Genomic DNA, 26,269 nt, shown 5'->3' on the forward strand with positions numbered 1-26,269 from the left:
AACCTTAGATTGAGATTGCCGCATTCGTACAAGGATCAGATATGAAGCTTACCAAAAAGAACCTCGCAGAAAAGCTTGATCACGTTTACGATGTCATCATCGTTGGCGGGGGAGCGGGTGGACTTTCCGCAGCGATTTATCTCCAGCGTTACCGATTATCATGTCTTGTGATCGAAAAAGGTCGCGGGCGATCGTTCTGGATGCAGGAGCTTCAAAACTATCTGGGCTTACCGCCCGGAACTCCCGGACGCACGATGCTTCAACAAGGTCAGAATCACTTTCTTTCTCTCGGTGGCGATTACCTCATGGGCTTTGTCGAGGAAGTGAAAGATGAGGGTGACACCTTTGCAGTCAAAACCAAAATCGGCAAAGTCGAAAGTAGCTACCCGGTCTTCCGCGCCAAATACGTTATCGCTGCCAGTGGCATCATCGACCATCTGCCCAAACTCGATGACATGCAGAACGTTTTCGATTACGCCGGACACAATCTGCACGTCTGCATGATTTGTGACGGGTGGGAAATGGCGGATACGAAATGTGGCTTATTTGCCGGAACCGAAGGCGCGATCAATACGGCTTTCGTGCTGAATTGGTTTACGCCGTACATTACGGTGTTTACTCAAGGCTTATTTGAAGTCAGCGATGCGATGCGTGAGAAATTGAAAGCGCACGGGTATCCGCTGGTCGAAATGCCGCTGAAGCGATTTATCGGACATGACCACACTATGACCGGGGTTGAACTCGCGGACGGCAGCACGATCGAGCTTGAAACCGGACTCGTGGCAATGGGTTCGCATTTTTACAACGGTTACTTACAAGGCTTGGATCTCGAATGGAAAGGCGGAAATCTAGCCACCGATAATATGTGTCGGACATCGCATCCGAGAATTTTTGCGATCGGAGACTTAAAAGAGGGGTTAAATCAAGTATCAATTGCGGTCGCGGATGGTACATTGGCGGCAACCGCAATCTGGCGAGAAATTCGTCGATCGTCTCCTCCGCGATTGTGGGAGGAAAACCTCAACTTGATGACCCCAGGAGTACCTGTCTCGTGATTCAACTCGATGCTTCTCAAGCCCAACAAATTCACGCTGAAAATCTCCGCCTCCAAGAGGAACTGCAAATGCGCGATCAACTCGTGCAGCAGTTGTCTCAGGAGCTTTTCCGGTTGGTAAAAGGCAATGCGATCGCACCCGTTCCAAGCTCCGATGAACCGTCAGAGCGGCATCTGGCAGAAGTCCAATCTCTTAGAGAGCAGCTTCACACGGTCGAACAGCAAGTCACGTTCTACCAAGAGCAGATGACACAGCGCGATCAGGAAATCTACGAACTGCGCCAGACGACTCAGGAACTGACTGAGCGATCGAAGATGCTGGAACAGGTCGTGCAAGAATTGCCCAAGGTCTACCGCCAGAAGTTTGCCGAACGAATGCAGCCGGTTCGGGAGAAAGTGGCGATGATTCAGCGGGAGAATCGTCAACTTCATGCAGAATTACAAAGCGTCAATTACCGCCTTGCGGTGAAGAATCGCCGGAACGGGCATCTTGATTTACCCACTTTTCCACGGGGTGAAGGTGACATTTCTTTGCCCACGTTTGGGAACGCTTAGAACAGAAATTCTAACGCAATTCATCAATAAAGCCCTCGCAAAAATCAATTTGCGGGGGCTTTTTGTTGATGACTTCGATGCGAATTCAAGCAAGCTGCAAGACATCTTGTGACCGCCCAAACGATCGCGCAATTGCCTCATAATTCTCAAAAATCGCAAATGCCTGATCGAGTTGTGTAATCTCAAAAATCAGTCGAGATGAAGGACGCAACCCGCACAGTACCATTTTCGTGCCCATTTCTGTTGCCGTCTTCAATCCACCCACCAACGCGACCAATCCTGAACTATCGATAAACTCAATTCTCGACAAATCGATAATCCAAACCTTATACCGTCTAGGAGCGAGTGTGACCCATTGTTGCTGTAGAGCCTCACCGCCCACCACATCCAGCCGTCCCTGTGGCTGTAGCACAATCTCTTCGTGCTGCTCAACTAACGCCATGCTTTTCCCCCACACCAGTTCAAAATCGTATGTCGATCGTTTATCTCGAAACTCTGACATCTTAAAGCGTAATCGGAGTACCGTTAATTCGACGACGATCGCGCCTTGAATCGTTCCGCCACTCGGTAGATCTACGCATCTAGAGTACTTCAACTATAAAGAGTCTCTTTCCGGACGTAAGCTGCGATCGCTTGACTTTCATCGAATCTTCATGTTCGTTTGCATCGCGATTCAATTTCAATAAAGCTTTTCTGTTCTTATAGAAAAATACGGATGAAATTGAATCGGTTTCGCAAAATCATTCTGATTCTCGTTGACACTTCGGACGTAAGCGCGTCAAGATCAAAGGAAGATGAAGCTTTGTAAAGGTTATCGTAAATGTCATTCGACTTTATTTCGCCAGAAGCGATCGAGCAAATTGCTCAACAGTACGGATATTGGGCGATTTTTTTCGGGATTTTATTGGAAAATTTGGGACTGCCGATTCCGGGTGAAACGGTGACGCTTGCAGGTGGATTTCTAGCAGGCAGTGATCAGTTGAATTACTGGTGGGTCGTAGGTGATGCTGCGCTTGGAGCCACGATCGGCGGCAATATCGGCTATTGGATTGGGCGGTATGGCGGCTGGGCACTGTTGCTGAATTTAGGTAAGCTGTTTCGGATCAAAGAAGCTCAAATTGAGGAATTGAAGCGGCAGTTCGGTGAGAATGCAGGCAAAGCGGTGTTTCTCGGTCGATTTGTGGCACTGCTGCGGATTTTTGCGAGTCCCTTAGCGGGAATTGCTGAAATGCCATATTGGAAATTTACGCTGTATAACACGATCGGTGCGCTGACTTGGGCGACGGTGATGGTGTCACTGGCGTATTTTGCGGGTCAGATTGTGCCGCTAGAGAAGCTGTTTACGTTGGCTTCTCAGTTTGGTATTGTCGCGTTCTTGCTGGTGGCAGCTTGGGTTGTAGTGCCATTGTGGTTGGAATCGCGGAAGTCGAAGCAACTCATTTCTGAGGGAACTGCGATCGTGCCTGACGAAGCGAAGGAAGATTAACCTTACAACGTTTGATCATGGATTTCCCTATCTTTTGCGATGGGGAATTTTTTGGCGCGATCGCTTCATCAAATTCAATCCGCATTCTGAACCATCTGTGTAATCCTGGATCATGCACAAATTGTTCTAGCTTTCTAAGGAACCCATCATGGACGATAAATTAATGCTCATGATTCCAGGACCGACTCCGGTGCCGGAGCAGGTCTTATCGGCAATGGCAAAACATCCGATCGGACACCGGAGCGGTGATTTTGGCAAAATCGTGGCAGAAGTCACTCAAAATTTAAAGTGGCTGCATCAAACTCAAAATGATGTGCTCATTCTCGCGGCAAGTGGGACGGGCGCGATGGAAGCGGGCATCATCAATTTCCTCAGTCCGGGCGATCGCGTTTTAGTTGGAACGAATGGTAAATTCGGGGAACGCTGGGCAGAAGTGACTGATGCGTATGGATTGCAGACTGAGCGCGTGACGGCAGAATGGGGTAAACCGCTCGACCCCGAAGCGATTCGGGAACGGTTGGAAAGCGATCGAGAAAAACAAATCAAAGCCGTGATCATCACGCACAGTGAAACTTCAACGGGTGTGATCAATGATTTGGAAACGATCAATCGCTATGTGAAAGCACATGGCGAAGCGTTGATTATTGTGGATACTGTGACCAGTTTGGGTGCGACCAGTGTTCCCGTCGATGAATGGGGCTTAGATGTCGTTGCATCAGGATCGCAGAAAGGCTACATGATTCCGCCGGGATTAGGTTTCGTTGCTGTGAGTCCGAAGGCTTGGGAAGCTTATAAAACTGCGAAATTGCCTCGGTACTACTTGGATTTGGGCAAATATCGTAAGTCGAGCGCGAAAGATACCACTCCGTTCACGCCTGCGATTAACTTGTTCTACGCGATGCAAGCTGCTCTGAGAATGATGCAGGCAGAAGGATTAGAAAACATTTTCTCAAGACACGAACGGCTTCGGACAGCAGCACGAGCGGCAGTTAAAGGTTTAGGAATGCCGTTGTTTGCAGCGGATGAGTGCAGTAGTCCAGCGATTACCGCCGTGATGCCGAATGGAGTCGATGCAGAACAAATTCGGAAAGTGATGCGGAATCGGTTTGATATTGCCCTCGCAGGTGGACAAGATCATCTCAAGGGGAAAATTTTCCGAATTGGTCACTTGGGATTTGTCAGCGATCGCGATCTTTTAACTGCGATCGCTGCTCTTGAAGCGACTCTGCAAGACCTCAACTACGACGGATTCACGCCTGGAGCGGGAATTGCTGCCGCTGCGAGCGTTTTATCGCACTAACGTTGATCAAGGATTGTCTCGATCGTCGGGGGATTAGCTGCCTGTTGCGTTTCGTACAATCGAGCCGCCGCAGCTAGTCCCATAAATCCCCAAAGCACAATTCCGAATGGAGTAAGAAAGACTGTATTCAGACTGATTTGGGAGACGGTGGCAATGACGATCGCACGACAGGCACCGACAAACGGATCGTTTGAGGCTTGGCGAGTTTGCAGCGCATTCACGACCAGAAGCACCATTCCTGCAACATAAGGAATCGTGCCAATCCAGCCCAAATTCAAGAACAGCGTTAAGATCCCGCTATCGTTTCCGCCGATATTTGCATCTCGAATCACGTATCCTAAACCGCGCCCTTCGATTTCGCTGAAGGCTTCGCTTAAGAGATTGGAATAGCCGAGACTACGATCGATAAAACTCCCGTCCTGTTGCGCAGAGAAAAACGTTTGAAATCGCGAACTAATCACCGTCGAAAAGGGTTCAATCATCGCTAATGGCAATACGACGAGAGACATCACCATTAACGTCACAATCAACCGCATCTGGAGTCTGGGCTTCAACGAAGGGATGAAGACGATTAAACCAATAAACCAACTCAGCCAGGATGTTCTCGCCAACGTTAAGAGAAACGCCAAATAGCCAAACGCTGAGGATGCAATCTTGATTGGACTCTTAATTGCAAACAGCAATAACAATCCTGCCACCATTACGGTCGCAAAGGGTTGTGGAGAGTGCATCGTACTAAATACACGGATGCCTAATGGATTTGGTGTTCCGAACGAGTAAATTTGCAGCAGATTAATCAAATTTTGCAGCCAATACTGATCCCATACGGGCGCGACCAGAAACTGGATTACTCCATAAATTCCCATAACCAAAATTCCCCACAGGAAAGTTTTTTCGGTAACGCGCTTGAGTTCGGGAAAGTTTCGCCAATGGGAAAAAATATAGTATCCGAATAAGATCGGTGTCATCCAGCTCAATAGTGCGATGATTACGGTCTGGGATGAATAGCTTAACAGTCCAATGAATGCTCCATACAATACAGCAGCAGCAGACATGACAAAAGGAAGTCCATTTCCTTTGATTGCTTTGGGTAATTGAATGAGTAACGTCAAAATCGGTATAAATGCGACGAAAAATGGAGCAAGTAGGACTGGATTTGGATCGAGCCAGCCGACTTCCCAATCGATTAATCGACGCACAAACGGGGTGAGAAACCACAGCCACCAGGTATATCCGATGTAGAAAATGGGATATCGAAAAAAGAGGAGTGCTCCAACCGCTAGACTTCCCGCAGGAAAGACTAATCGAAGGATTGAGGCAGCATTTACGGCGAGACAAAGGGCGGTGAATGCAATGAGGCAGCCAACGAGCAGCCAGGGTTCAGAGAGCTGCGGCGATTTGGGTTGAGGTTGGGTAGTGTGCATAAATTTAGGTGGGGGTAGAGACACGATTAATCGCGTCTGTACGTGGTCGGGTAATCGCGTTTGTATATCGTGGGTCGATCGCGTTCATTCGTCATCCATTCAGGCGATAAATCCGATCGCAGTTTCCAAGCCAAGTCATACAGGTTGAGATTCTCCTGAGCGATATTTTTCCAACTGTAGCGCTGTGCAAATCGACAAGCATTCTGCCTGAGTCGATCGAGCAAACCGCGATCTAAAATCAACGTCTCAATCGCTTGCTCGAAGGCGGCTCGATCGCGACAAGGCACGATCAACCCAGTTTCTCGATCGCGCACAATTTCCATCGGTCCCGGTGCGGTTGTAGTTACCGGAGCCAGTCCGCACGCCATCGCTTCTAAGAGTGCAACCCCAAAGCCTTCAGAAATCGTAGGCATGACTTTGATGTGATGCCCTTTGAGCAATTCTGGGAGTCGATGATTTTCATAATAAGGAATGACGGTTAAGCGATCGCGCACCTCTGAATCGAAATCAGCATAAACCTGCTCTGCTGGAATCTCAGTTCCGAATAAGCTGACTTCGAGTTTCGGATAGCGTTTGAGTAGCGCATTCAACGCAGGTGAACCATACTGAATGCCTTTACGAACAATGTAGCTGCTAACTTGAGCGATTTTAATCGGTTCATTTTCGGGCGGGGTTGGCTCAAACGATCGATTCAACATCGTTTCAGGAATGCCGTTTGGGACAACGTGAGCGCGATCGGGATGAACTCCTAACTTTTCGACGACGTAATCGCGATCGCGATTGTTCAACAACAGAACGAGATCCGATTGCTGCATCGAAGTTGCTGCTTCCCAGAGACGAATACTGCCTCGGTAGAGTGGGTATTTCCATTCGAGTTTGAGATTTCCGCGCTTGGCTTCTTCGAGGTATTCCAAATGTTCGATGTGTTCTAAGCCGTGACAGCGGGCGACTAAGAGCGGACGAGTTTTGCGGAATTTTTGCAGGATTAAGCCCCAGATCCAGGCATCAGCGGTCGAGGCATCGATGACATCGATCGAGGATTTCGAGAGCGATCGCACAATTTTCGCAGCGGTGAATTCAGGAAAAAGTAAGAATTTTGCGAGGGGATGTAACGATTTTGGCAAATCACTGAGTGAGTAAAACTCGGTTTGATGTCCTAATTTTTCATATTCTTCACCTAAGCGCTGAGTGACCCCAAAACCGCCAGCGTTTGAATCAGCAGGATAATGAATGGTGAATAGGGTTTTCATTAGGAAATAACCAGTTCAAGTAGGTTCTTTTCGATACCATCGATCAATTTCTCGTAACTAAAATAATCGGAAACATACTGACGACACTGTATTCCTAAAGTTGGATCTTTTTCTCGCCAATCAATGACGCGATCGAGACACTCTGCCAAATCTTCTGCATTTCCAGGCTCGAATAAGTAATCGTCGAATTCCCCTGCTAAAATCTCAGGATTTCCGCCAATCCGACTGGCAACTTTGGGCACACTGCAGGCAAGCGATTCAAACAAACCTAAACTACAAGGCTCGCTCCAGATGCTCGGTAAAACGTTCACATCGCTGGCATGATAAAGCGAAATCGGATTCGCAAGATGTCCGACGAATTGAACTTGATCAGAAACGTCTTGAGAGTCAGCTAATTGAGTGAGCGATCGTAAATAATTCATGCCTTTGTCTTCACACTCGCGCCCTTTAGAAAAACTGTAATGTGTGAGGGGTTTTCCAGCAATCAGCGTTTTGATTCTTCTTCCTTCCTTCATTAAGATCGCAGTCGCTTGAATCAGGGTTTCAAGTCCTTTTTCCCGGTCGATTCTACCGATATAGGAGATGATTTTTGTGTCATCAAAAATACCCCATTGCTGTCGTGCTTGAATTGAGTTTTCAGCAGGTTTGAATTTCTCTAAATCAACGCCGTTATGTACGACTCGAATACGATCGCTGTCCGTTCCAAACTTGATCCAATCTTGTTTTGTCTGATGAGAAACCGCAATAAATCGATCGACGTTTCGCAATCCAAATTTTCGTTGTCGATTCAGTTGCAGTGGTGGAAGTTGTAGATAACACACATACGGGATTTGGCGGAAAAACGAAAGTGCAGACGCAAATAATGAGAAATGATAGTCGTTGCAAAATATGACGGAATTTGGCTCGATCGAGAGTTGCCTGATCTGAATCAAGCTTGGTAGAAATCGCATCGTGCTAGTTAAACTTCGCCAATCGAAACCGTAAGCGCTAATTTGAATCGTGCGATCGCAAAACGATCGATATTCTGCTAATAAATCTCCTGGTTTGAGATAGAGCAGGGTGATTCGATGCCCGCGCTCGAAGAGTCCACGACAGATGGTGAGTAGGTTTGTTTCTTGTCCTCCGCGCTGACTGGTGACGTGATTTTCAAGAATAATCAGATTCATGCAGTTTGTGCAGTGGTTGATTCGTTGCAAGTCAGACTATGTTTATAAATTTCTCGCTTCGTTCACTCCCGCCCCGGAATGGAATTCGGGGCTAATCGTGCGAAGTCCTTTGAAAAGGACTGAAGGACTGCGTTTGGGTTTTAGTCTCCTTCAGTGAACTTCGTTCTGTTAGCCCCGGAATGGAATTCCGGGGCGGGCGAAACCGCAGCGAGAAACCTTCAAAACACCCTCTAACCCGATCGCAGTTCGTGCTGAATTCGGTGATACTGCCAAAGTCGCCCCCGCTTTTCTAACAACGTCTGATAGCTCCCCTGCTCGACAATCTGCCCCTGCTCCATCACCACCACCTGATCCGCTCGAACGATCGTTGAAAGCCGATGTGCGATCGTAATCACGGTTCGCCCTGCGGATAATCGCTCTAACGATTGCTGAATCAACTGTTCTGACTCAGAATCGAGCGCACTGGTTGCTTCATCTAGAATCAAAATTTCTGGATCACGTAATAAAGCACGAGCGATCGCCAATCGCTGTCTTTGTCCCCCAGATAATCGCATTCCTCGATCGCCCAACACGGTTGCAAACTGTTCTGGCAATTCGAGAATAAAATCTAGTGCATTCGCTTGTTCTGCGGCTTGCCAGATTTGTTGATCGCTCATGTCTTCTAAACCGTACGCGATATTGTCACGCACCGAAGTATTGAAAATAAACGTATCTTGACTCACGATCGCCATTTTCTTTCGCAGCGATTCGAGCGTGAACGATCGCGCGTCTTCACCATCAAACAGAATCTTGCCAAAGGTCGGATCGTAGAATCGTGGAATCAGATCGACTAGCGTTGATTTCCCAGCACCAGAGCCACCGACGATCGCGGTTGTGTGCCCTTTTGGAATGCAGAGTGAAATCTCTTTAAGCACTAATTGATCGGGATCGTAGCCAAAATCGACCGCACAAAATTCGATCGCGTGATTCAAACTTTTGAATGTGCGATCGCCCTCGTGTAAATACGGTTTGTCATCGCGCCGCAGCAATTCCCGCAAATTTCGGATTGATCCGCTTGCCGAAATTAACTGCACTCGACTACCGTTCACTTCATGAATGGCAGGAACCAACCGGAACAAAATAAACAGAAATGTAAGCAGAGATGCCGTTTGTAAGGTGCCATTCTCCACAAAGACTGTGATCGCCAAGATGATCATCACAATCAGAATCGTGGTCGCTAATCCTTCGGCTAATGGACGCACGATCGCACCTTGCCGAGTCGCTTTCGTACCAGCTTTGACGACTTCTGAACTAGCAGTGTAAAATCGCTTGCGTTCATAGTCTTGAGTCGCAAACGCCTGAACCGTCCGGATGCCGTTAATCAATTCCAAAGCGGTACTGGTAAATCGCCCATTTGCAGCAGAAACCGCAACGCTTTTCGATCGCACTCGATCGTTTAATCGAGAAAGCACGATCGCAACTACACCAAATAACGCTAAAGAAATGATCGTTAATTGCCATGAAATGGTGAATAACAATGCTGAATACAAAATCAGCGTCAATATTCTAATAAAAATAAACGAACACAACGCAAACGCAAAATTCAACCGACCGATTTCAGTTGTGATGGTATTAATCAGTTCACCAGAAGCAACTCGATTGAAATAACTAAGATTCACCGCCTGTAATTGCTCGAAGACCTGACGGCGCAATCGATCCACTAACCGCTGCTGAGCTAAATCGGTATAGACTTGAGTAAAGTAATTAAATCCGGCTCGAATCCAAGCCGACAACAGAATCAGACTCGATACGCGCAACAGTCTTTCAGTCGCTCCGCGATCGACTCCCAAAATCCAAACATCAAACCAATTGAACCCAGTGCGAAACGGTTCGAGCGTCGGACTCACCAAGTTTTGCAGAAACGCTAAAAGGAATCCAAAACCGAATCCTTCAAACGCCGCAGACCCGATCGCAAAAATCATAGCCGCGATCGCAACTCGTGGGAAGAATTTGAACTCCCGAAAAATAAATCCGTATTCCTGCCAAAACCGAGTCGTGCTGAAAATTCGTTTAATCCGTCGGGGCATCCCGGTTTCCTCTTAGTCTTGCAATCTCAACAATAGAATTGCACCAAGATTCAAAACGCCCCAAAGCCTGATAGTACTTTCGGAACCGTTCGCAGCAGAATCTTGAAATCGCCCCTGAGTGACCAATTTCTAAGATATTCTAAATCGCGATCGTTCACCGCATCCAAATCCAAAACTGTCGATCGAGCTTCTACCTGCCACGCGCCCGTAATTCCCGGCAGTGCATTCAGTCGCGTTTGCATCTCCGGACGAATCCGCAGTGCATCGTACAACGCCCAAGGTCTGGGACCGACAATGCTCATCTCGCCCCGCAGCACGTTAATTAACTGCGGCAATTCATCCAAGCTATAGCGCCGCAACCATTTCCCGATCGGTGTAATTCTCGGATCGTCTTCGCGCTTGTGCAAACAGTCCGCCGATTGATTCGCCATGATGCCATGATGCGCCTGTTCCGCATTCATCACCATCGTCCGAAATTTCAGCACCCGAAATAATTTTCCGCGCTGACCGACTCGCCACTGGCTGAACAAAACCGAACCCTCAGACGTGAGCGCGATCGCGACTGCAATCAAAACAAACATCGGACTGAGCAAAGCTAACAACAACGCCGCCACACTCCAATCCAAAATCCGCTTGCAGACCCACAGAAGTTCTCTCCGGTTCGGAAGATGAGTCGCAGGAGGCAACCGTAAATAGAGCGTTTTCCCGGACTGTTTACACGCTTCTGCCCATTCCTTGATGGTCGATTCTTCCAAGGCTGGATCAATCCGTACCAATCGAATGGGAGAACGCTTAAGGCACTCAGTTAGCCAAGTTGGATTCGAGAGCGGCGGAAGTGGGGGTTGCTTGGAAGTGCGATCGCGCTCCTCTGCTGCTGGTTGCAACACGAGAAGCTGAGTGCGCCGCCAGTACAGAAAACACCGTCGGCGATCCTGCGCTACGTCTCCGGTCTTTTCCCGGATTGGACTGGGCGTTCCTTGCAAAATTAGCGGATTAAAAGTTGTCATGAGGTATCCGGTAAAGTCGCGAAAATTCGGATTTTTGAAAGGCAGAGTTGACAGTCAATAGAGCACCCTAATGAACTTAACTGCTTCAAAGATACTGTACGTTTAAGCCTAAGTTTCAGGGAAACTACTCGAATCATTAGTCACTCAAATCTTAGTAGATTTAATGAGAAATGTGTCCACCAACAGTAAGAAGAAAAAGAGGTTCTATCTTTTGGAATAATTGCAATTCATTTTACTGAATCTGGTTAAATTTGTATTCACCTTTAGTCGTAATTCAGCAATATTTCTAGATAAAGAGGGTTATATCCTATACCAAAATACATTCTGAATCTCAGTATTGGCGAAATAAATAGCACGGTAAAGCTGCTAATTTGTACCGGGATCAAGCGATCGCTTTACTTTTTTCATTTCAGCAATTTAGCACTCCGCTGATCGTCACGATTCTCGCTTTCATGAATACGAATTCATAAATTTAACCGAAGCCTAAACTGCGATCGTATTCCTATTTTCCTAATCTTTAATTCTGTCCTGTCATTTGTCATAGCTCGATCGGACTGTGACAAACGACATCATCTTTCTAAATGAAGAGATCGAGGAACTCAAAATAATTAGGAGAACAAATCATCGGACTTGTTCTCTTGCAAGAAAAGTGAAGCTTTAACACAAACTTCTTTAGAGGATGTTTGAAAAGTTGTCGTTCGTTGCAACGTCCCGCCCTGAAATGAATTTCGGGCTAATCGGCGAAAGTCCATTGAAATGGACTAAGAACTTGAAAATAGCTCCGAGTCTACTTCAGTAGACTTTTCACCATTAGCCCGAAATTCATTTCAGGGCGAGATGCAATCGAAGCGAAGAAACTTCTTATACCTTTCAAACATCCTCTTAAGCCGTTTGAGTCGCCGATCGATAGTAGTAGCTATGTCCGCTCTCCGAACAGTTCGCCACAACACCCACCAAATTCAACCGACTCAACATTCCGACCGCCTGCGACACTTCGTTCTTATCCACATGTCCCATGCGCCCCACTAACAGCGTTCCATCACAGAATGATGCCGCCAATAGCGCATCCACGATTCCCAAAACTGGAGGACAATCGAGAATCACTAAATCGTAATGCTGCTCGAACACCGTCATCAAATCGCGCATCCGTTTAGAACTGAGAAGCTTCACCGAATCGGTCGGAGTCGGTCCAGCCGTCAGCACCGAAATCGGTAAATCACTATAGGTACTAGCAGGTTGAATCGCTGCCTGAGTTAAAGCGCGATCGCTCGTCAACAACGTGGATAATCCATGCTCGTTTGGAAGCTGTAGCTGCTCGTGCAACCCAGGACGGCGCAAATCCGCATCAATCAACAAGACCCGCTGATGAAGCCGCGCCGCACTAATCGCCAATCCTAGCGCCACCGTCGATTTTCCTTCACCTGCAAGCGCCGAAGTCACAACCAGCGATCGCATCGGATCACCATCAGTCATCAATTGCAGATTCTTGTAGATCAAATCAAGCGATTCCCGGAACGGTGCCCAGTGCAGGACTTGTAGCATCGAGGTGTCACCCGTCGATCGACCAAAAGCAAAGTTCGTCGTCGGCATTAGTTCCGACATCGGTAGTTCTGGTACCATGCCGATCAGTGGAATCGATGCCTGCTTGGTCAAGTCTTCCGATGTCCGAATCGATTTATCTGCCGACTCGCGTAAGAAGGCTGCAACAGACCCAAGCATCAAGCCTGCTGCCCCTCCAATCAGGAGATTTCTCAACCAATTAGGACCGACTTGGCGACCGACTTTCGCCTGCTCCACAATCTGCCAGTCAAAGCCACCACGGGCAATCTCTAAGCCTAATCCCTGCCGCGCCTTTTCTAATTGATCAAGCGTGTCCCGCTGGAGTTTCACGGTCGGCAGCAAGCGATTGTATTCCGCCAGTAGTGTTGGGAAGCGTTGCAGTTGAGACTGTAATCGCTGAGCTTCTGCCGCTAATGTTTGATCTCGCGCTCGTGCGGCAAAAAAGTCTACTTGCGCCTGGGTCAGGTCGCTGGCAAACTTCAGGTCATTTTCACCCAACTGTCCGGTTGAGAATAGCGCAGAATCTGATCCCGCGATCGCGCCTGCATCCGCCCCCAAAACCCGCTGCGCTTCTTGCTGCAACAAGGCAACCTGCCGCTGACGCTGATCTAACAATTGCTGCACAAACGGCGTTTTACTGGTAAATCGCGTTTGCTGCTGAGCCAGTGCAACTTCGGTTTTTTGAATCTCCGCTAGTAGCGCTTGATACTGATTCGATTGGCTCAGTCTTGATGCGATCGTCGCTTGTTCCGGCGATCGGGCAAGTTGCTGCTGAAGCGCTAAAAATCTCGCTTGTGCGCTTGCGAGTTCACCTCGATTCGACTGCTGATCTTTCTGCAATTCCCGCAGCGATTCAATCAAGGCTCTCGATTGGTCTTCTGGGTCAACCAAATTCGACGACTTGCGGAACCGTTCCAAATCCGCCTCAGCTTTATTCACCTTTTCTTGCACTTGCGGAATTTGGCGATCAATAAACGACAGCCCCTTCGCCAACCGATTCCGCTGCTGCTCTAGGTTGTAATCTTGATAAACTCGTTGCAGCGATTTGAGCACTTCACGGGTTTTAACGCGATCGTAGTCGATATAGCTCATCTCAACGATGCTGGTATTCACTCGCTCACTACCGCGTAGTTCTTGAACTTGAGCAATATTGAGCCGGTTTCTCAAGCGATCGACATCAATATCGCTGTATCGCGGCTGCAATTCATCCACTGCCCGCTGCAACAGTTGAGTACTCCGCATTAAATTCACTTGTGTCGCGGTATCGCTCTCGACATTGGGATCAGCGAACGAAGGACTGTTATCTCCGGGGGCGCGTCGTTCTCGATAATTCGATTCAACGAGCATCTGCATCGTACTGCGATACGTCGGTGGCATAAAAGCAGTGACCGCTGCCGCCAGCGCGATCGTTCCTGCGACTGCGCCGAGGAACCAGATCTTCCGGCGCATCAACACGCCAAAAAGCTGACCGTACCCTGGATCAGGTTCTTGAGCCGGTGGGGATGGATTGAACAGGGTGATATTGCCTTGCGCCACGATCGTTTACTCCGTTGATTCTAAATTTCAGGAAACTATAAAATCCGTCGAACTGCAATTACCCAGTGCCACAAACTTCTGTGATCACGCCTTCGATCGATTGAAAAAAGGCATCTTCTGAGAATTTCGTCATCGCGTGATCGCGAATTTTCTGATAATTCCACTCGATCGCTTTTGCTTTGAGCAATGCCCGATGGAGAGCTTGTGGGGTTTGCGAGTTGAAGAATACACCCGTAGTGCCTGGAATCTGCGTATCGAGCACACCGCCTTCGCCGTAAGCAATGACTGGAGTGCCGCTGGCATTGGCTTCGATCGGAACCAGTCCGTAATCTTCCAGTGCCATCACAATTACTGATTTCGATCTCGACAAGAGTTGTTTGCGTTCGGCATCGCTGACGTGTCCCAAGAATTTCACGTTTTTCATTGCCCGCGCTTCTAAGACTTCGCGCTCTGGTCCATCGCCTGTCACAACCAAATTCCAGCCCAACCAGTTAAAGGCTTCGACGACGACATCTAATCGCTTGTAGCTGACCAATCGTGCCGAAGCGAGGTAGAAATCTTCTTTCTGATTTGAGAAAGCAAACTGCTGACTATCGATCGGGCAGTTAATCACTCGTGCAGGCTTCTGATAGAACTGCTGAATTCGCCCTGCCACAGTGCTTGAGTTCGCAATATAAACATCTGGCTCTTGTGCATATGCCAAATCTGCTTTTCGCATCGCTCGAAAGACCTGTTCCAAGAGCGGCAGGAATCGTCGATAAGCAGTGTACTCTCGCAGATACGTCTTGGTATCCCACAGGAATCGAGTAATGTTGTGGCAGAAACAGATGTGCTTCGCATCAGGGCGCTTTCTCACGGCTTTAGCAAAGCTCGTCGTACTGCTGATGATTAGATCATAATCGCGCAAGTCCAACGCTCGAAACGCAGAATAATACAGCGGTGCCAACAGCTTGAAATAGCGAGAAGCGTTAGGAATTCGCTGTAGATAGGTGGTGAAAACTTCTCGATCGCCAAAATCGATCGAGGCTTCCGGCTCATACAGCGAGGTGAAGATATCTGCATCCGGGTAGCGCCGACAAAGCATTTCAAAAACTCGCTCTGCGCCGCCTTTCTGCGTTAAGTAGTCATGGACTAGGGCAACTTTCATGACAAAACTGTGAAGGAAACCGAAAACTCGAAGCCTCGAATTGTATCTCTGGATCGGTAAATCGATCGCGTCGCTGATTTGGCGGTACCCAATGAAGCCCCAATAAGAGCTTCAAAGACATCTACCCCAGAATTTAGAGTAGAACCTTACCGAGGCAACTGTAAATTTTTCATGAAGGTTTAAGCATCTTTCCGATGACAGAGATGCGCTCTAAGAGCGGACTATATCGAAAGACAGGGGAAAGTTCAATCTTTGCGCTAGATTTCTAATCTTCGTCCATTTCGTCGGCTCTCAAATCTCCAGGCTCATTGAGCATTTGAGGAGTCACGGCAGGATTTTCAACGATCTCTCTAGGATCACCCTGGTAGCCACCGCTGTAGACGAGATCGTCTGGATTCACCACTTTTTGATTTTTAGGTGGCGAATCGTCGGTCGGCTTCGGTAAGCGTTCTGCTGGTTCTGTCATAAATCAAACCCGAATTTTTCTGAATCCTACGGGTTCAATCGCTGAACTTCCCCTACCCGAAGGCGGAGTTAGTCTTTCAAATTGTGCATTTCCAGCCAACCGGGAACATAGTGACTCGATTGACGCAGCGCTTTATCGATCGCTTTATAGTGAGGATCTTTTTCTTCGACTAATGCCCAGAACCGCGCTGAGTGATTGAGGTGTACTGTGTGGCAGAGTTCATGGACAAACACATAGCGCACAAGTTCTGGCGGCAGGAACAATAATTTATAGTTCAGGCTAATGTTGCATTGTTGAGAACAGCTTGCCCAGAGCGTTTTCTGTCCGCGAATCGAGGCTTTATGAAAGGGTAGCTGCAATTCTTGACTGATTGACCACAGCCACGGAACTAACCGCTGATAAGCTTTGTGGGTTAACCATTGCTGCAATAGAGCGCGACAAAGCTCCTCATTATTTGTGTTGCCGCGTAGAATGAGCTTCGATTTGCCTTTTTCGGTCAGGGTCACACGCGAAAATCCGGTAGGCTGGTATTCGACTTCCCAAAGTTGGTCGATCGCTCTTAATGCCAGTTGATCTGGCAGAGCGGGAGAAGCCTCGAATTGTTGTCGCTGTGCTTCGAGGCGGTCGATCGTTCGCTCAATCCAACTTTGCTTGGTCTGCAAAATTTCAGGGATTCGGCTCTGGTCAAATCCGTGTGGGATGATGACTTCTAAGCCGCCCTGTACCGTCATTCTGAGGCTGACGTGTTTCGCTTTAATGCTTTCTCGAACTCGATACTGAGGGAGTTCCACAAGCTGACCCTTAATCAGTCTTGACTCAACCATTGGTACCCATGATAGCAATTCCAAACCCGTTATCTATACTACTAGATTCTCCTAGGTTTGGATCAGCATTCTGGCTAAGAGTCGAACCGATTCGGAGCAGCTAAGTTCAAGAATCGCGTAAATTGCGGCTCGAATAGGAGTTTGATTGTCCCGGTGGGTCCGTTTCGGTGTTTGGTGATTAGAACTTCAGCGATTCCGCGATCGGGTGTGTCCTCGTTATAATATTCGTCGCGATAAAGCATCATTACAAGGTCAGCGTCTTGTTCTATACTTCCACTTTCACGAAGATCTGACATCATCGGGCGTTTATCAGCGCGGCTTTCAACACTTCTACTGAGTTGAGACAGTGCAATAACAGGCACATTCAATTCACGGGCAAGTCCTTTTAACGCACGAGTAATTCGCGCTAATTCTTGCACTCGATTTTCGCTGCCGCTGCCTTCCATCAATTGCAGGTAGTCGATCAAAATCATGCCGAGTGCGCCGCCTTGTTCGGCTTGAAGCTTACGGGCACGCGATCGCATTTCCACAACGCTAATATTTGGCGTATCGTCGATGAAGATTCTCAGTTCTGACAATCGCCCGATCGCATTGCTCAACGGTTCCCAATCTTGTGAGGAGATTCTGCCCGATCGCAGTCTGCCACTTTCGATCCGCGCTTCACTTGCTAACAATCGCTGCACGATCTGTTCCTTCGACATCTCTAAGCTAAACACCGCAACCGGAAGCTTATACTGCGCGGCAATATTTCGCCCCAAACCTAGACAGAACGCCGTTTTTCCCATTGACGGCCTCCCTGCCACGATGATCAAATCCGATCGCTGAAATCCCTGAGTTTTGCCATCGAGATCGTAGAAGCCCGAAGCTAATCCAGGAAGTGCCATTCCTGCCGATCGTTCTTCGATCTCAGCAAAAGTTTTGGTCAAAATGTCCGCTGTGGCAATTAAGCCCTGATTCGGTCGGACTTGAGTAATGCTGAACACCTTTTGTTCTGCCTCGTCCAAGACTTTTTCTAAGTCTTTCGCGGTTTCATGTCCAAGCTGTGAAATCTGATGTCCGGTGCTGATCAATTTTCGGCGGAGAAACTTATCGACAACTAAAGCTGCATACTGATCAATATTGACTGCGCTCACAGTTCGATCGACCAGTTGCACCAGTTTTGACTGTCCGCCTAACTTTTCTAGTGATCCGCGATCGTTGAGCCAAGTCGAAACGCTCATCAAATCGGTTGGAGATCCCTGCTGGTGAAGAGCAACGCAGGCTTTATAAATCTCTTGGTGAGCGCTACTGTAGAACGCTTCAGGGCGCAGAATGTCGAGAATGCGGGTAATCGCTTCCGGATCGAGGAGAATTCCGCCTAAAATTGCCTCTTCAGCATCAAGATTCTGAGGGGGAATGCGATCGTTAACGGGTTGGAAATTGAATTCTTGAACCATGATGCTGAGAAGCAGTAGCGGGAATGGAGTGGGGGCTGAATCAAACGTTATCCGCAGACTCAACCCCCAACTATACAGCTATTTCCAATCTTAGCAAGTTTTAGTAACTCTGTACTAAGCCGCAACGACTCGAATCACGACTTTCGAGGTGACTTCTGGGTGCAGTTTGATTTGAGCCGTGTATTCTCCAAGCTTGCTGATATCGGGGAGCGTGATTGTACGTCGATCGATATCCTGATTGGTCTTCGCCTTGATTGCATCGGCGACATCTTGGTTTGTGACCGTTCCGAAGATCGAATCGTTTTCGCCCGCTTGTTTCTCGATGTCAAATCCGCCAGCGGTTTCGATTTCCGCTGAGATTTGAACGGCTTGCTGTTTTAATTCGGCTAACCGTTGTTCTTCCAATTCGCGCCGACGGGCGACCTGTTTGAGAATGCCAGGATTGACCGTGGTTGCCATGCCTTGAGGCACAAGATAGTTTCTCGCATAACCGGGTGCGACTTCGACTAAGTCCCCGATGCGTCCTAATTTGCTGACGTTCTGCGTGAGAACGAGCTGAATCCGCTTCGCCATAATTCTAAGTTCTCGATTGTTTCCGCACAAATAGTCCATTCTACAGGATGGAGACACGAATCGATCGCGTCTTTACTTTGGCAAAAGATGATCGATGTTCTCGACCAGAATTTTCATCGTGGGTTTATCGACACAGGATAAATGCGTTCCGGGCAGAATGTGAACGGTTAATCGATCGTCTGCCAGCGTGCGCCAACTGACCCACATTTCCGAGGGTTTGGCTTCTTCTTCACAAATGAATAGCTGGATGGGAAAGGCGCTCTTTCGGGGACGGTAGCGGCGAACAATGCGACCATGCCGCCAGTAGGGATCAGTGTTGCCTGTGAGATTGTCGATCGCGCTAAACAGCGTCATTCTCACCACGAGCTTTAAGCTCCAAATGATTTTTTTAAAGAACAGCAGAGTGCGATCGTGGAATTGCAGCGATCGACTTTCTACAGGAAACGCATTCCACCGAGTCAGCAGTTCCAGCGGTAAGTGAAAATTCCGTACAACTGGCAACTTTTGCAGCACTATGAATCTTTTTGGAATTGCCATCATATTCACAGGGGCAATCAAAGCGAGTAAAGCGACTTCTTGCCCTTGATCGTATAACTGTTGAGCGATTTCATACGCGACCGCAGCCCCCATCGAATAGCCGATTAGGTAATAAGGACCCTCTGGTTGCAGGTGTCGCATTTCTCGAAGGGTGTAGCCTGCCATCATTTCGAGTGTGGTTTCAGAATCGATCGACAATTCCTGAATGCCGTAAATCGGTTGTTCTGAGTCAAGATGAGCGCGTAAACCTTCACAAAATCGGAAGGTTCCCGTTGCGCCGGGAATGCAGAAAAGCGGTGATCGATTGGAATTGCCTGCTTGGAATTGAATTAGGTTAGGAGAGAAATCGGCTTGTTCATTGTCGATCGCTTGGCTCAATTGCCGAATTGTCGGAACTTGATACAGCAGTGCCATTGGAATCGATTGACCCAAAGCTTGCTCCATTTTTGCCGCGAGTTGCAGCATTAAGAGCGAATGTCCGCCCAGCTCGAAAAAGTCATCGTCTAACCCGATCGGCTCAATCTTGAGAACCTCTTGCCAAATCTGTACGAGTTGATGTTCGAGCGTGGTTTCAGGAGGCGCAATTGTTCGAGTAGAAATCGAGGGTGCAATCTTTTGCAGTGCTTTACGATCGACCTTTCCATTTGGAGTTAGCGGAAAAGCTTCTAGCTCGACAAACGCACTCGGAATCATGTAGTTCGGCAGTAATTGTTTCAAAAACCGCTGAAGGTCTGCGATCGGGGCTTGAGTCACGAGGTAAGCGATCAATCGTTGCGACTGAGCTAACACGATCGAGTCCGTAATCGCGGGATGCTGATTGAGTGCAAATTCGATTTCTCCAAGCTCGATCCGAAATCCTCGAATCTTGACCTGATCATCATTTCTGCCGAGATATTCTAGATTTCCATCTGACCGGTATCGCACCAGATCGCCCGTTCGATAAAGTCTTTGAGGCGGCAATTCTGAAAACTGATGCTCGATGAATTTCTCTTGCGTTTGTTCAGGGCGACGCAGATAGCCGCGTGCTACTCCGAATCCACCAATATAGAGTTCTCCAGCGACTCCGATCGGAACAGGCTGCATCTGAGCATCGAGCACATAAGTCTGAGTATTTGCGATCGCACGTCCGATCGAGAGTTCACCTTGATCAAATCCCGAACGAATCGGATCGTATATTGTTGCAATCACAGTTGCTTCCGTCGGTCCGTAAGTGTTGATCCATCTCGGGTAGTTCCCAACTCTTTCTAACCAAGTGAGATAAGTCGATCGAGAAGCCTTTTCTCCCCCGACGATCACTAATCGAACCGCATCAGGCAACACCAAATCTAACTCTGTTAATCCATAAACAATCTGATGCCAGAGTGCTGTTGGTAGATTGAGGACTGTAATTTGATGTGATTCAACGAATTGTAAAAACTGTTGAGTAGACATCAAACAATCCGGAGATCGAAGTACCAACGTTGCACCACAGATTAACGTCGGGAAGATTTCCTCGATCGCAATATCAAAGCTCAGTGCCGAAGCTTGCAAAACGCGATCGCATTCCTTCAATTCATATTCTCGAATCGCTGCCAGATTGTGATTGACCATGCTTTGATGTTCGATCATCACTCCTTTGGGTTTCCCAGTTGATCCCGATGTGTAGATCACATAAGCAAGATGATGATTCTGAACAGGACTGTGAACGGGTGCTGTACTAAACGAGTCAATCCCAAGTGAAGTGAGCAACAATGTCACCTGAGCGTCTTCAATCAACAATTCTAGCCGCTCTTTCGGATAGGTCGGATCAAGTGGAACAAATGCGCCACCTGCTTTGAGAATGCCGAGAATTCCAACAATGAAGTCGATCGATCGCTCCATGCAGATCCCAACTAAACTACCGGGCTGCACTCCTTGAGCTTGTAGAAATCGTGCGAGTTGATTCGATTTCTGATCAAGTTCGCGATAGGTTAGTCGGTCTTGATTGAATTGAACCGCGATCGCATCGGGTGTCCGAATTGCTTGAGCCGAAATCAATTCATGCACACACTGAGATGGAATAGGTTGAGCCGTACGATTCCACTCAATTAGCAATTGATGTTGTTGTTTGGCAGGCAAAATCGAGAGATGCGAAATCGATGCTTGAGGATTGAGAATCACACTCTCTAACAGCGTTTCAAACTGTTGAGCCATGCGGGTAATCATCTGGGCTTCAAATCGATTCGCGTTGTACTGCCACACTAAATTAAAGCGATCGCCTGCCTCAACGACTTGCAAATCTAGATCAAACGTTGCACCGCCTTGATGTTCGAGCAAATACGGTTCAAAGGTCAGCCCTTCAAACGATCGATCAATCCAACGATGTTTTTGCCAGGTAAACGTAACCGAGAAAAGACGGCTCGTTTTCTTCTGTTTGACTAATTCTTGTAGTGGTAAATCTTGATGCGTTTGCGCCTGACGAACAATCTGATCGACCTGCTCTAGAAGTGTCTCAAATCCAAGCTCTCCGTCAATTGGAATCCGCAGCGTCACCATATTCGAGAAGTAGCCAATCACATCACGGAACCAGTCCGTTCCCCAACGTCCCGCCATCGCACTCCCGATCGCTAAATCACTCTCACCTGTATAGCGATACAGCAACACCAGAAACGCCGTTAGCAAAATGCGATACAAACTATAGCCCTGAGGCTGAAGCGGCTCAATCAGATGATCGGGCAGTGGAAAAGATTGCGTTTCACTCCGCTCTGTTTTTGGGTGAGACTTGCTCGGTAAATCGATCGCAGGCAGTTCCCCCGCAAGTTGATTGTTCCAAAAGTTGAGCAACTCTTTTGCGCGATCGCTCTCCATCATCTCGCGCTGCCAATTCACATAATCAATGTATGTCGATGCTTGCACCGCGCTTCGCGATCGCACTTCAACGCTTTTTCCTTGATAAGCCCGTTCCCATTCCTCCAGCAGCAGATCAAACGTCCACATATCCCCTGCAATATGATGCAGTGTGATTACCTGAACACACTCTTGAGCACTGCATCGAAACAAGCACACTCGAATTGCAGGTTCTGTCTCTAAGCGAAATGGCTTTGCGGTTTCAGCTAAAATCTGAGCCTTCAAAGTAGACTCATTCCAGCCAATTGCCTGAATCGATCGCAGCGGAATCTGACCTGATCGCACTACTCGAAACGGGGTTCCATTCGCGTCACCGTAGCGCGATCGTAAAATTGCATGAGCCTGAAACACCTGCTCCCAAGCCTGTTTCCAAGCAGCTACATCCAACTCACCGAGAATCCGAACTGTGTGATAGATATTGTAAGCACTGCTTTCAGGATCAAGCTGATACAAGAACCATAAACCTTGCTGCTGCCAAGAAAGAGAATATTCAACCGAAGCTTGAGTGGATGAATGGATGGCGGTCAAACTTTGCATATTAATATCGATCGATTAACAATGGATCTCAGGCTGCCACAGTAAGTCACGGCGTACATCTACACACACCGATCAACCTAACTTTCACGGTGTACACATTAAATTGGTATTTGCTTCGTTTCAGTCGGCTTCAGCCCCTAAATTCCCCACGGGTGGGGGACTTTGAATATGAGCCGCTATTTTGCCTGTGTGATCTGTGCCACTCTTAGTCCCCCAGAATGGGGGATTTAGGGGGCGAAGAATTTCGGCAATGACCAATTTGATTTACGCGTACACGGTAGCTGCCCAACCCGAACAAATTCGTGAATCTGTAGAAACTGAAAAATCTGTGTATGAACCGCGAAAACTCAACCTGGGTAGAAGAACTTGCCCTGAAATAACTTGCTCTCAACCTCCGTCTGCCTAGAAATCACGGTTAAGAGCCATAGTTTATTACGATACTGTCCTATATTCTACAGAGCTTATAAATTAATCGTCTACAGTGTGCAGAGAGTATCCGTTTCAACTAGACGAAACTGTAATAGAACGCTCACACTTAAGAATTTACTAAAATCACTCCTTCCACTTCCGTCAGCTAACTCTTTGATAAATCAGCAATCAGCCAACCCGATCGCACTTTATGACAATTCTCTACCGTTTGCCAGGTCTAGAATCGATGTCTCACAAAATACTCGATCGCACCCAATTTTCTAAAATCTGTTGCACCAATTTCCAGGAAAGGTGTTATTCTGAAAAAGCGCAAAACGTGCGGGCATAGTTTAGTGGTAAAACACCTGCCTTCCAAGCAGGATATCCGGGTTCGATTCCCGGTGCCCGCTTTACCAAACTCAAATCATTAAAACTGCCGTAAAAAAGGCGGGCTTCTGCTGTCTCCGTGGGATAATTGCCTCACACAGAAAAAGGGTTTCTACCCGCGTGAGGAGATGAATATGACACAAAATTTCTGGCAAAAATCACTTTCCGCTGTCACGATCGCAGCTCTGTCTGCTCCAGTGATCATGCCTGCTGCAATGGCGCAAACAGGCGGCTCTCTGACTGGGCAAACCCGCTGCGCGAAACAATCGACGGCAATTTTTGCTCAGCGATCGGCAGCCAGTCCTGTCGTTCGCACCTTAGTTGAGAATCAACCTGTAACCCTGGCTGAAAACACCTCAGAAGGCGGCTTTATCGCGGTGAATGCGCCCGTTCGAGGCTTCATCCAGACTGTTACCTTAAGACTTTGTCCCACCGGAGGCAATCCCAATCCAAACCCGAATCCCAGTCCGACTGCAACCTGCCGCCGTGTGACTCAAACCCAAGGCTTGATCGTGCGTCAAGGCGCGAATGTTTCTTCTCAGGTCGTGGGCAGTGTAGGAAACAATTCACAAGTCTTCCTCACCACAAATCCGGCGACAACCAGTGTGGATTCGTCCGGACGGATCTGGGTCAGACTGGCAAGACCGGTTGCAGGTTGGGTGTCTAACGGCTTCCAGAATGTGCCTGGAACCAATTTGGTGAATTGTCAATAGTTTGCGTTTAGGTTAATCGAACCCAATAACCGTAGAGCGACCAATCGCGTCTCTATGGTTATTGGGTCAACGCAAAACGGATCGCCAGAATTATCGATCGACAATTCTATTTCAACGATCCCAACTGCTGACGAATTTCGCGCGGCAATAGAATGCCATCGATCGCATGAATCACGCCATTAGAAGCCAACAGATCCGCTTGCACGACTCGTGCACTATTAACAATGACGCGTCCTGGAGTCACATCCAGTGAAACCCCACCTCCTAATGTCTTGAGATTTCCATTGCGTAACTGTTTTGAAGTGAGTTCACCCGGTACAACGTGGTAAGACAAAATTCGTGCTAGAAGTGCTCGATTTTGAGGTTGTACCAGCTTTTCCACTGTTCCAGGAGGGAGAGCCGCAAAAGCCGCATCCGTAGGTGCAAAAATTGTCACTCGTTGACCCGGTTTAATCGCGTTTCCGACTCCAGCCGCCTGGATCGCAGCCGCCAGCGTCGTGAACTGTCCAGCACTAGAAGCTTGCTGTAATAGTTGAGTAACGGTGAGATTCCGAGTGTTAACTGGAGCAGGTCTTGTCGTTGGCGTGGGGCTAGGTGTTGGAGATTGAGCAGTCGCAGAATGTGCAACGATCGTCAACGAAGTTACGATCGCCATTAACAGAACGAATTTACGAAATTGAGCAAACATTGAAACCCTATCCTTTCAATAAAAGCCACCGATCAAGTTATTACCCTTGTTAAATTATTTCAACAGCATTCGGATAGATAAAATAACGCTGGCAAAAATGGTAAGAATAATAGACTAATCACTGTGATGAAGTCGGCTCGATCACATTCGGGTCGCTCCATATCCGAATTCCATCTGTTCCCGCTGCCACGATCGCTTGTCCTCCGAGTGCAAATCTGACAAACAAACTGCTGTAAGATGTGGCAACCAGTGATCCCAGCGATCGCTCTCCCAATAGATGCCAGAGATGAACCGCTCCCGCCGCAGAAGTCGCCAAAGTTTGTCCATCTGGACTAAGCGATAAGTCAGAGGCTCCCGCATCAAACGTTTTTAACAACGCTCCATTTCGCAAATCCCAAAGCTTAAGCCGACTGCTTCCGGTAATCAAGGTCTGTCCATCTTGGCAAAAAACCAGTCCTGTCACTTCACCAGAATCGAGTGTTTTTAACCGATCGCCTTCTTGAACTTGCCAGAGTTCCGTTTTGGTATGATCGCCGATCGCGAGTAGTTTCCCATCGCTGCTAAATTGCATCGATCGAATCGGCTGATCCCCGATGCTATAAAGTCGCTGACGACTAGCAACATCCCAGACCTGAACGCCCACCGGACTAAATGCCCCATCTGCCCAACGTCTGACCGTGCTAGAACTCGCTAAAATCCGGTTATCTGGACTAAACACTAATTCAGAAGCTCTACCCGCATTCAGCGTCGAATACAATCGATTGTTCGACAAATCCCAAATCTTAATCGTGCCGTCCAAACTGCTGCTTGCCAGAATCTTTTCATCTGCACTCATCGCGATCGCGCTAATCATATCCGTATGATCGACCAAACTCGACAAGCGTTGGCGCGTTTTCAGATCCCAAAGGTCGATCGCTTGATCGTGTCCGACTGCCAAAATCCGACCGCTTGAACCGACTGCGATCGTGGTTGCTTTATCGCTGGTAAGAAGTTCAGGTTGGCGAAAACAAACGATATCCGCTGCATAGATGGGAATACAGACAGGTTTATCGATGCGGGAAGAAATGGCAGGCTGAAGGAAAAAAAACGCCATCGTCAGGAGCGCCACGATCGCGACTCCGGCAAGGCTCAGTTTCAATCCAAAGCGATTTTGAGACACGGCTTTTCGACTCGGTGATTCTTTCTAGGGCGCGATCGCAGCGAAAAAACGCAGTGCTATATTAATGGGAATTTACTGATTTTAAAGAAAAGTGAACAAAAATCGGGCACTGACCACGATCGCCC

20 protein-coding genes and 1 tRNA gene are annotated in these 26,269 nt (G+C 48.0%); 6 read left to right on the plus strand and 15 right to left on the minus strand.

The window, feature by feature from the left end:
* The first annotated feature begins 41 nt into the window (after positions 1 to 41).
* Entirely contained in the window at positions 42 to 1,055 is a 1,014-nt protein-coding gene (locus NIES2104_RS26040) for an NAD(P)/FAD-dependent oxidoreductase (protein WP_059001271.1), read from the plus strand.
* Positions 1,052 to 1,609, plus strand: a complete 558-nt coding sequence (locus NIES2104_RS26045) for an Npun_F5560 family protein (protein WP_059001272.1) — start codon at positions 1,052 to 1,054, stop codon at positions 1,607 to 1,609. Before NIES2104_RS26040 ends, NIES2104_RS26045 begins: the two co-directional genes overlap by 4 nt.
* A gap of 85 nt (positions 1,610 to 1,694) precedes the next feature.
* On the opposite strand, the gene NIES2104_RS26050 is transcribed toward NIES2104_RS26045, so the two are convergent.
* Complete coding sequence (locus NIES2104_RS26050; protein ID WP_225895288.1) at positions 1,695 to 2,204, minus strand: STAS domain-containing protein; 510 nt, start codon at positions 2,202 to 2,204, stop codon at positions 1,695 to 1,697.
* Positions 2,205 to 2,429: 225 nt separating this feature from the next.
* On the opposite strand from NIES2104_RS26050, the gene NIES2104_RS26055 reads away from it, so the two are divergent.
* Together NIES2104_RS26055 and NIES2104_RS26060 are read left to right on the plus strand one after the other, a co-directional pair.
* Positions 2,430 to 3,095: a DedA family protein gene (locus NIES2104_RS26055; RefSeq protein WP_059001273.1), complete on the plus strand. Its 666-nt coding sequence runs from the start codon at positions 2,430 to 2,432 to the stop codon at positions 3,093 to 3,095.
* 148 nt (positions 3,096 to 3,243) lie between these two features.
* The gene (locus NIES2104_RS26060; RefSeq protein ID WP_059001274.1) at positions 3,244 to 4,395 is read left to right on the plus strand and encodes an alanine--glyoxylate aminotransferase family protein; all 1,152 of its coding nucleotides are present in this window, start codon (positions 3,244 to 3,246) and stop codon (positions 4,393 to 4,395) included.
* Here NIES2104_RS26060 and NIES2104_RS26065 read toward each other — a convergent pair.
* From NIES2104_RS26065 to NIES2104_RS26120, 12 genes are all read right to left on the minus strand, one after another.
* Positions 4,392 to 5,819 (minus strand): glucose-6-phosphate isomerase, encoded by a 1,428-nt coding sequence (locus NIES2104_RS26065; RefSeq protein WP_059001275.1) that lies wholly within the window; start codon positions 5,817 to 5,819, stop codon positions 4,392 to 4,394. The genes NIES2104_RS26060 and NIES2104_RS26065 overlap by 4 nt on opposite strands.
* A 26-nt stretch (positions 5,820 to 5,845) precedes the next feature.
* Complete coding sequence (locus tag NIES2104_RS26070; RefSeq protein ID WP_072218138.1) at positions 5,846 to 7,069, minus strand: glycosyltransferase family 4 protein; 1,224 nt, start codon at positions 7,067 to 7,069, stop codon at positions 5,846 to 5,848.
* Positions 7,069 to 8,235 (minus strand): glycosyltransferase family 4 protein, encoded by a 1,167-nt coding sequence (locus NIES2104_RS26075; RefSeq protein WP_059001276.1) that lies wholly within the window; start codon positions 8,233 to 8,235, stop codon positions 7,069 to 7,071. The genes NIES2104_RS26070 and NIES2104_RS26075 overlap by 1 nt, the downstream gene beginning before the upstream one ends.
* 230 nt (positions 8,236 to 8,465) lie before the next feature.
* The gene (gene hepA / locus NIES2104_RS26080; protein WP_059001277.1) at positions 8,466 to 10,301 is read right to left on the minus strand and encodes a heterocyst formation ABC transporter subunit HepA; all 1,836 of its coding nucleotides are present in this window, start codon (positions 10,299 to 10,301) and stop codon (positions 8,466 to 8,468) included.
* 50 nt (positions 10,302 to 10,351) lie between these two features.
* Positions 10,352 to 11,308, minus strand: a complete 957-nt coding sequence (hepC, locus tag NIES2104_RS26085; protein ID WP_059001278.1) for a heterocyst development glycosyltransferase HepC — start codon at positions 11,306 to 11,308, stop codon at positions 10,352 to 10,354.
* A gap of 882 nt (positions 11,309 to 12,190) precedes the next feature.
* A complete protein-coding gene (locus tag NIES2104_RS26090; protein WP_082690084.1) occupies positions 12,191 to 14,404 on the minus strand; it encodes a polysaccharide biosynthesis tyrosine autokinase in 2,214 nt (737 codons plus the stop codon).
* A 58-nt stretch (positions 14,405 to 14,462) separates the two neighbouring features.
* Positions 14,463 to 15,551: a glycosyltransferase gene (locus NIES2104_RS26095; protein WP_059001279.1), complete on the minus strand. Its 1,089-nt coding sequence runs from the start codon at positions 15,549 to 15,551 to the stop codon at positions 14,463 to 14,465.
* 265 nt (positions 15,552 to 15,816) lie between these two features.
* Positions 15,817 to 16,017 carry a hypothetical protein gene (locus NIES2104_RS26100; RefSeq protein ID WP_059001280.1) on the minus strand — a complete coding sequence of 67 codons (201 nt, stop codon included), beginning with the start codon at positions 16,015 to 16,017 and terminating at the stop codon, positions 15,817 to 15,819.
* Positions 16,018 to 16,085: 68 nt separating this feature from the next.
* Positions 16,086 to 16,841: a M48 family metallopeptidase gene (locus tag NIES2104_RS26105; protein WP_059001281.1), complete on the minus strand. Its 756-nt coding sequence runs from the start codon at positions 16,839 to 16,841 to the stop codon at positions 16,086 to 16,088.
* Positions 16,842 to 16,915: 74 nt separating this feature from the next.
* Positions 16,916 to 18,277 carry a replicative DNA helicase gene (gene dnaB, locus NIES2104_RS26110; RefSeq protein ID WP_059001282.1) on the minus strand — a complete coding sequence of 454 codons (1,362 nt, stop codon included), beginning with the start codon at positions 18,275 to 18,277 and terminating at the stop codon, positions 16,916 to 16,918.
* A gap of 114 nt (positions 18,278 to 18,391) precedes the next feature.
* Positions 18,392 to 18,889, minus strand: a complete 498-nt coding sequence (gene rplI / locus NIES2104_RS26115) for a 50S ribosomal protein L9 (protein ID WP_339375225.1) — start codon at positions 18,887 to 18,889, stop codon at positions 18,392 to 18,394.
* Positions 18,890 to 18,922: 33 nt separating this feature from the next.
* Positions 18,923 to 22,789: a non-ribosomal peptide synthetase gene (locus tag NIES2104_RS26120; RefSeq protein WP_059001283.1), complete on the minus strand. Its 3,867-nt coding sequence runs from the start codon at positions 22,787 to 22,789 to the stop codon at positions 18,923 to 18,925.
* A gap of 747 nt (positions 22,790 to 23,536) precedes the next feature.
* Here NIES2104_RS26120 and NIES2104_RS26125 point away from each other — a divergent pair.
* Both NIES2104_RS26125 and NIES2104_RS26130 read left to right on the plus strand, forming a co-directional pair.
* Positions 23,537 to 23,607, plus strand: a tRNA-Gly gene (locus NIES2104_RS26125).
* 111 nt (positions 23,608 to 23,718) lie between these two features.
* Complete coding sequence (locus NIES2104_RS26130) at positions 23,719 to 24,297, plus strand: SH3 domain-containing protein (RefSeq protein WP_059001284.1); 579 nt, start codon at positions 23,719 to 23,721, stop codon at positions 24,295 to 24,297.
* Positions 24,298 to 24,403: 106 nt separating this feature from the next.
* Here the strand turns inward: NIES2104_RS26130 and NIES2104_RS26135 are convergent, their stop codons facing one another.
* Together NIES2104_RS26135 and NIES2104_RS26140 are read right to left on the minus strand one after the other, a co-directional pair.
* Positions 24,404 to 24,985, minus strand: coding sequence for a fasciclin domain-containing protein (locus NIES2104_RS26135; RefSeq protein ID WP_059001285.1), 582 nt, complete (start codon positions 24,983 to 24,985; stop codon positions 24,404 to 24,406).
* 118 nt (positions 24,986 to 25,103) lie between these two features.
* Positions 25,104 to 26,144 carry a WD40 repeat domain-containing protein gene (locus NIES2104_RS26140; protein ID WP_059001286.1) on the minus strand — a complete coding sequence of 347 codons (1,041 nt, stop codon included), beginning with the start codon at positions 26,142 to 26,144 and terminating at the stop codon, positions 25,104 to 25,106.
* Positions 26,145 to 26,269 lie beyond the last annotated feature (125 nt).

This window comes from Leptolyngbya sp. NIES-2104 (assembly GCF_001485215.1).
GTDB lineage: Bacteria > Cyanobacteriota > Cyanobacteriia > Leptolyngbyales > Leptolyngbyaceae > Leptolyngbya.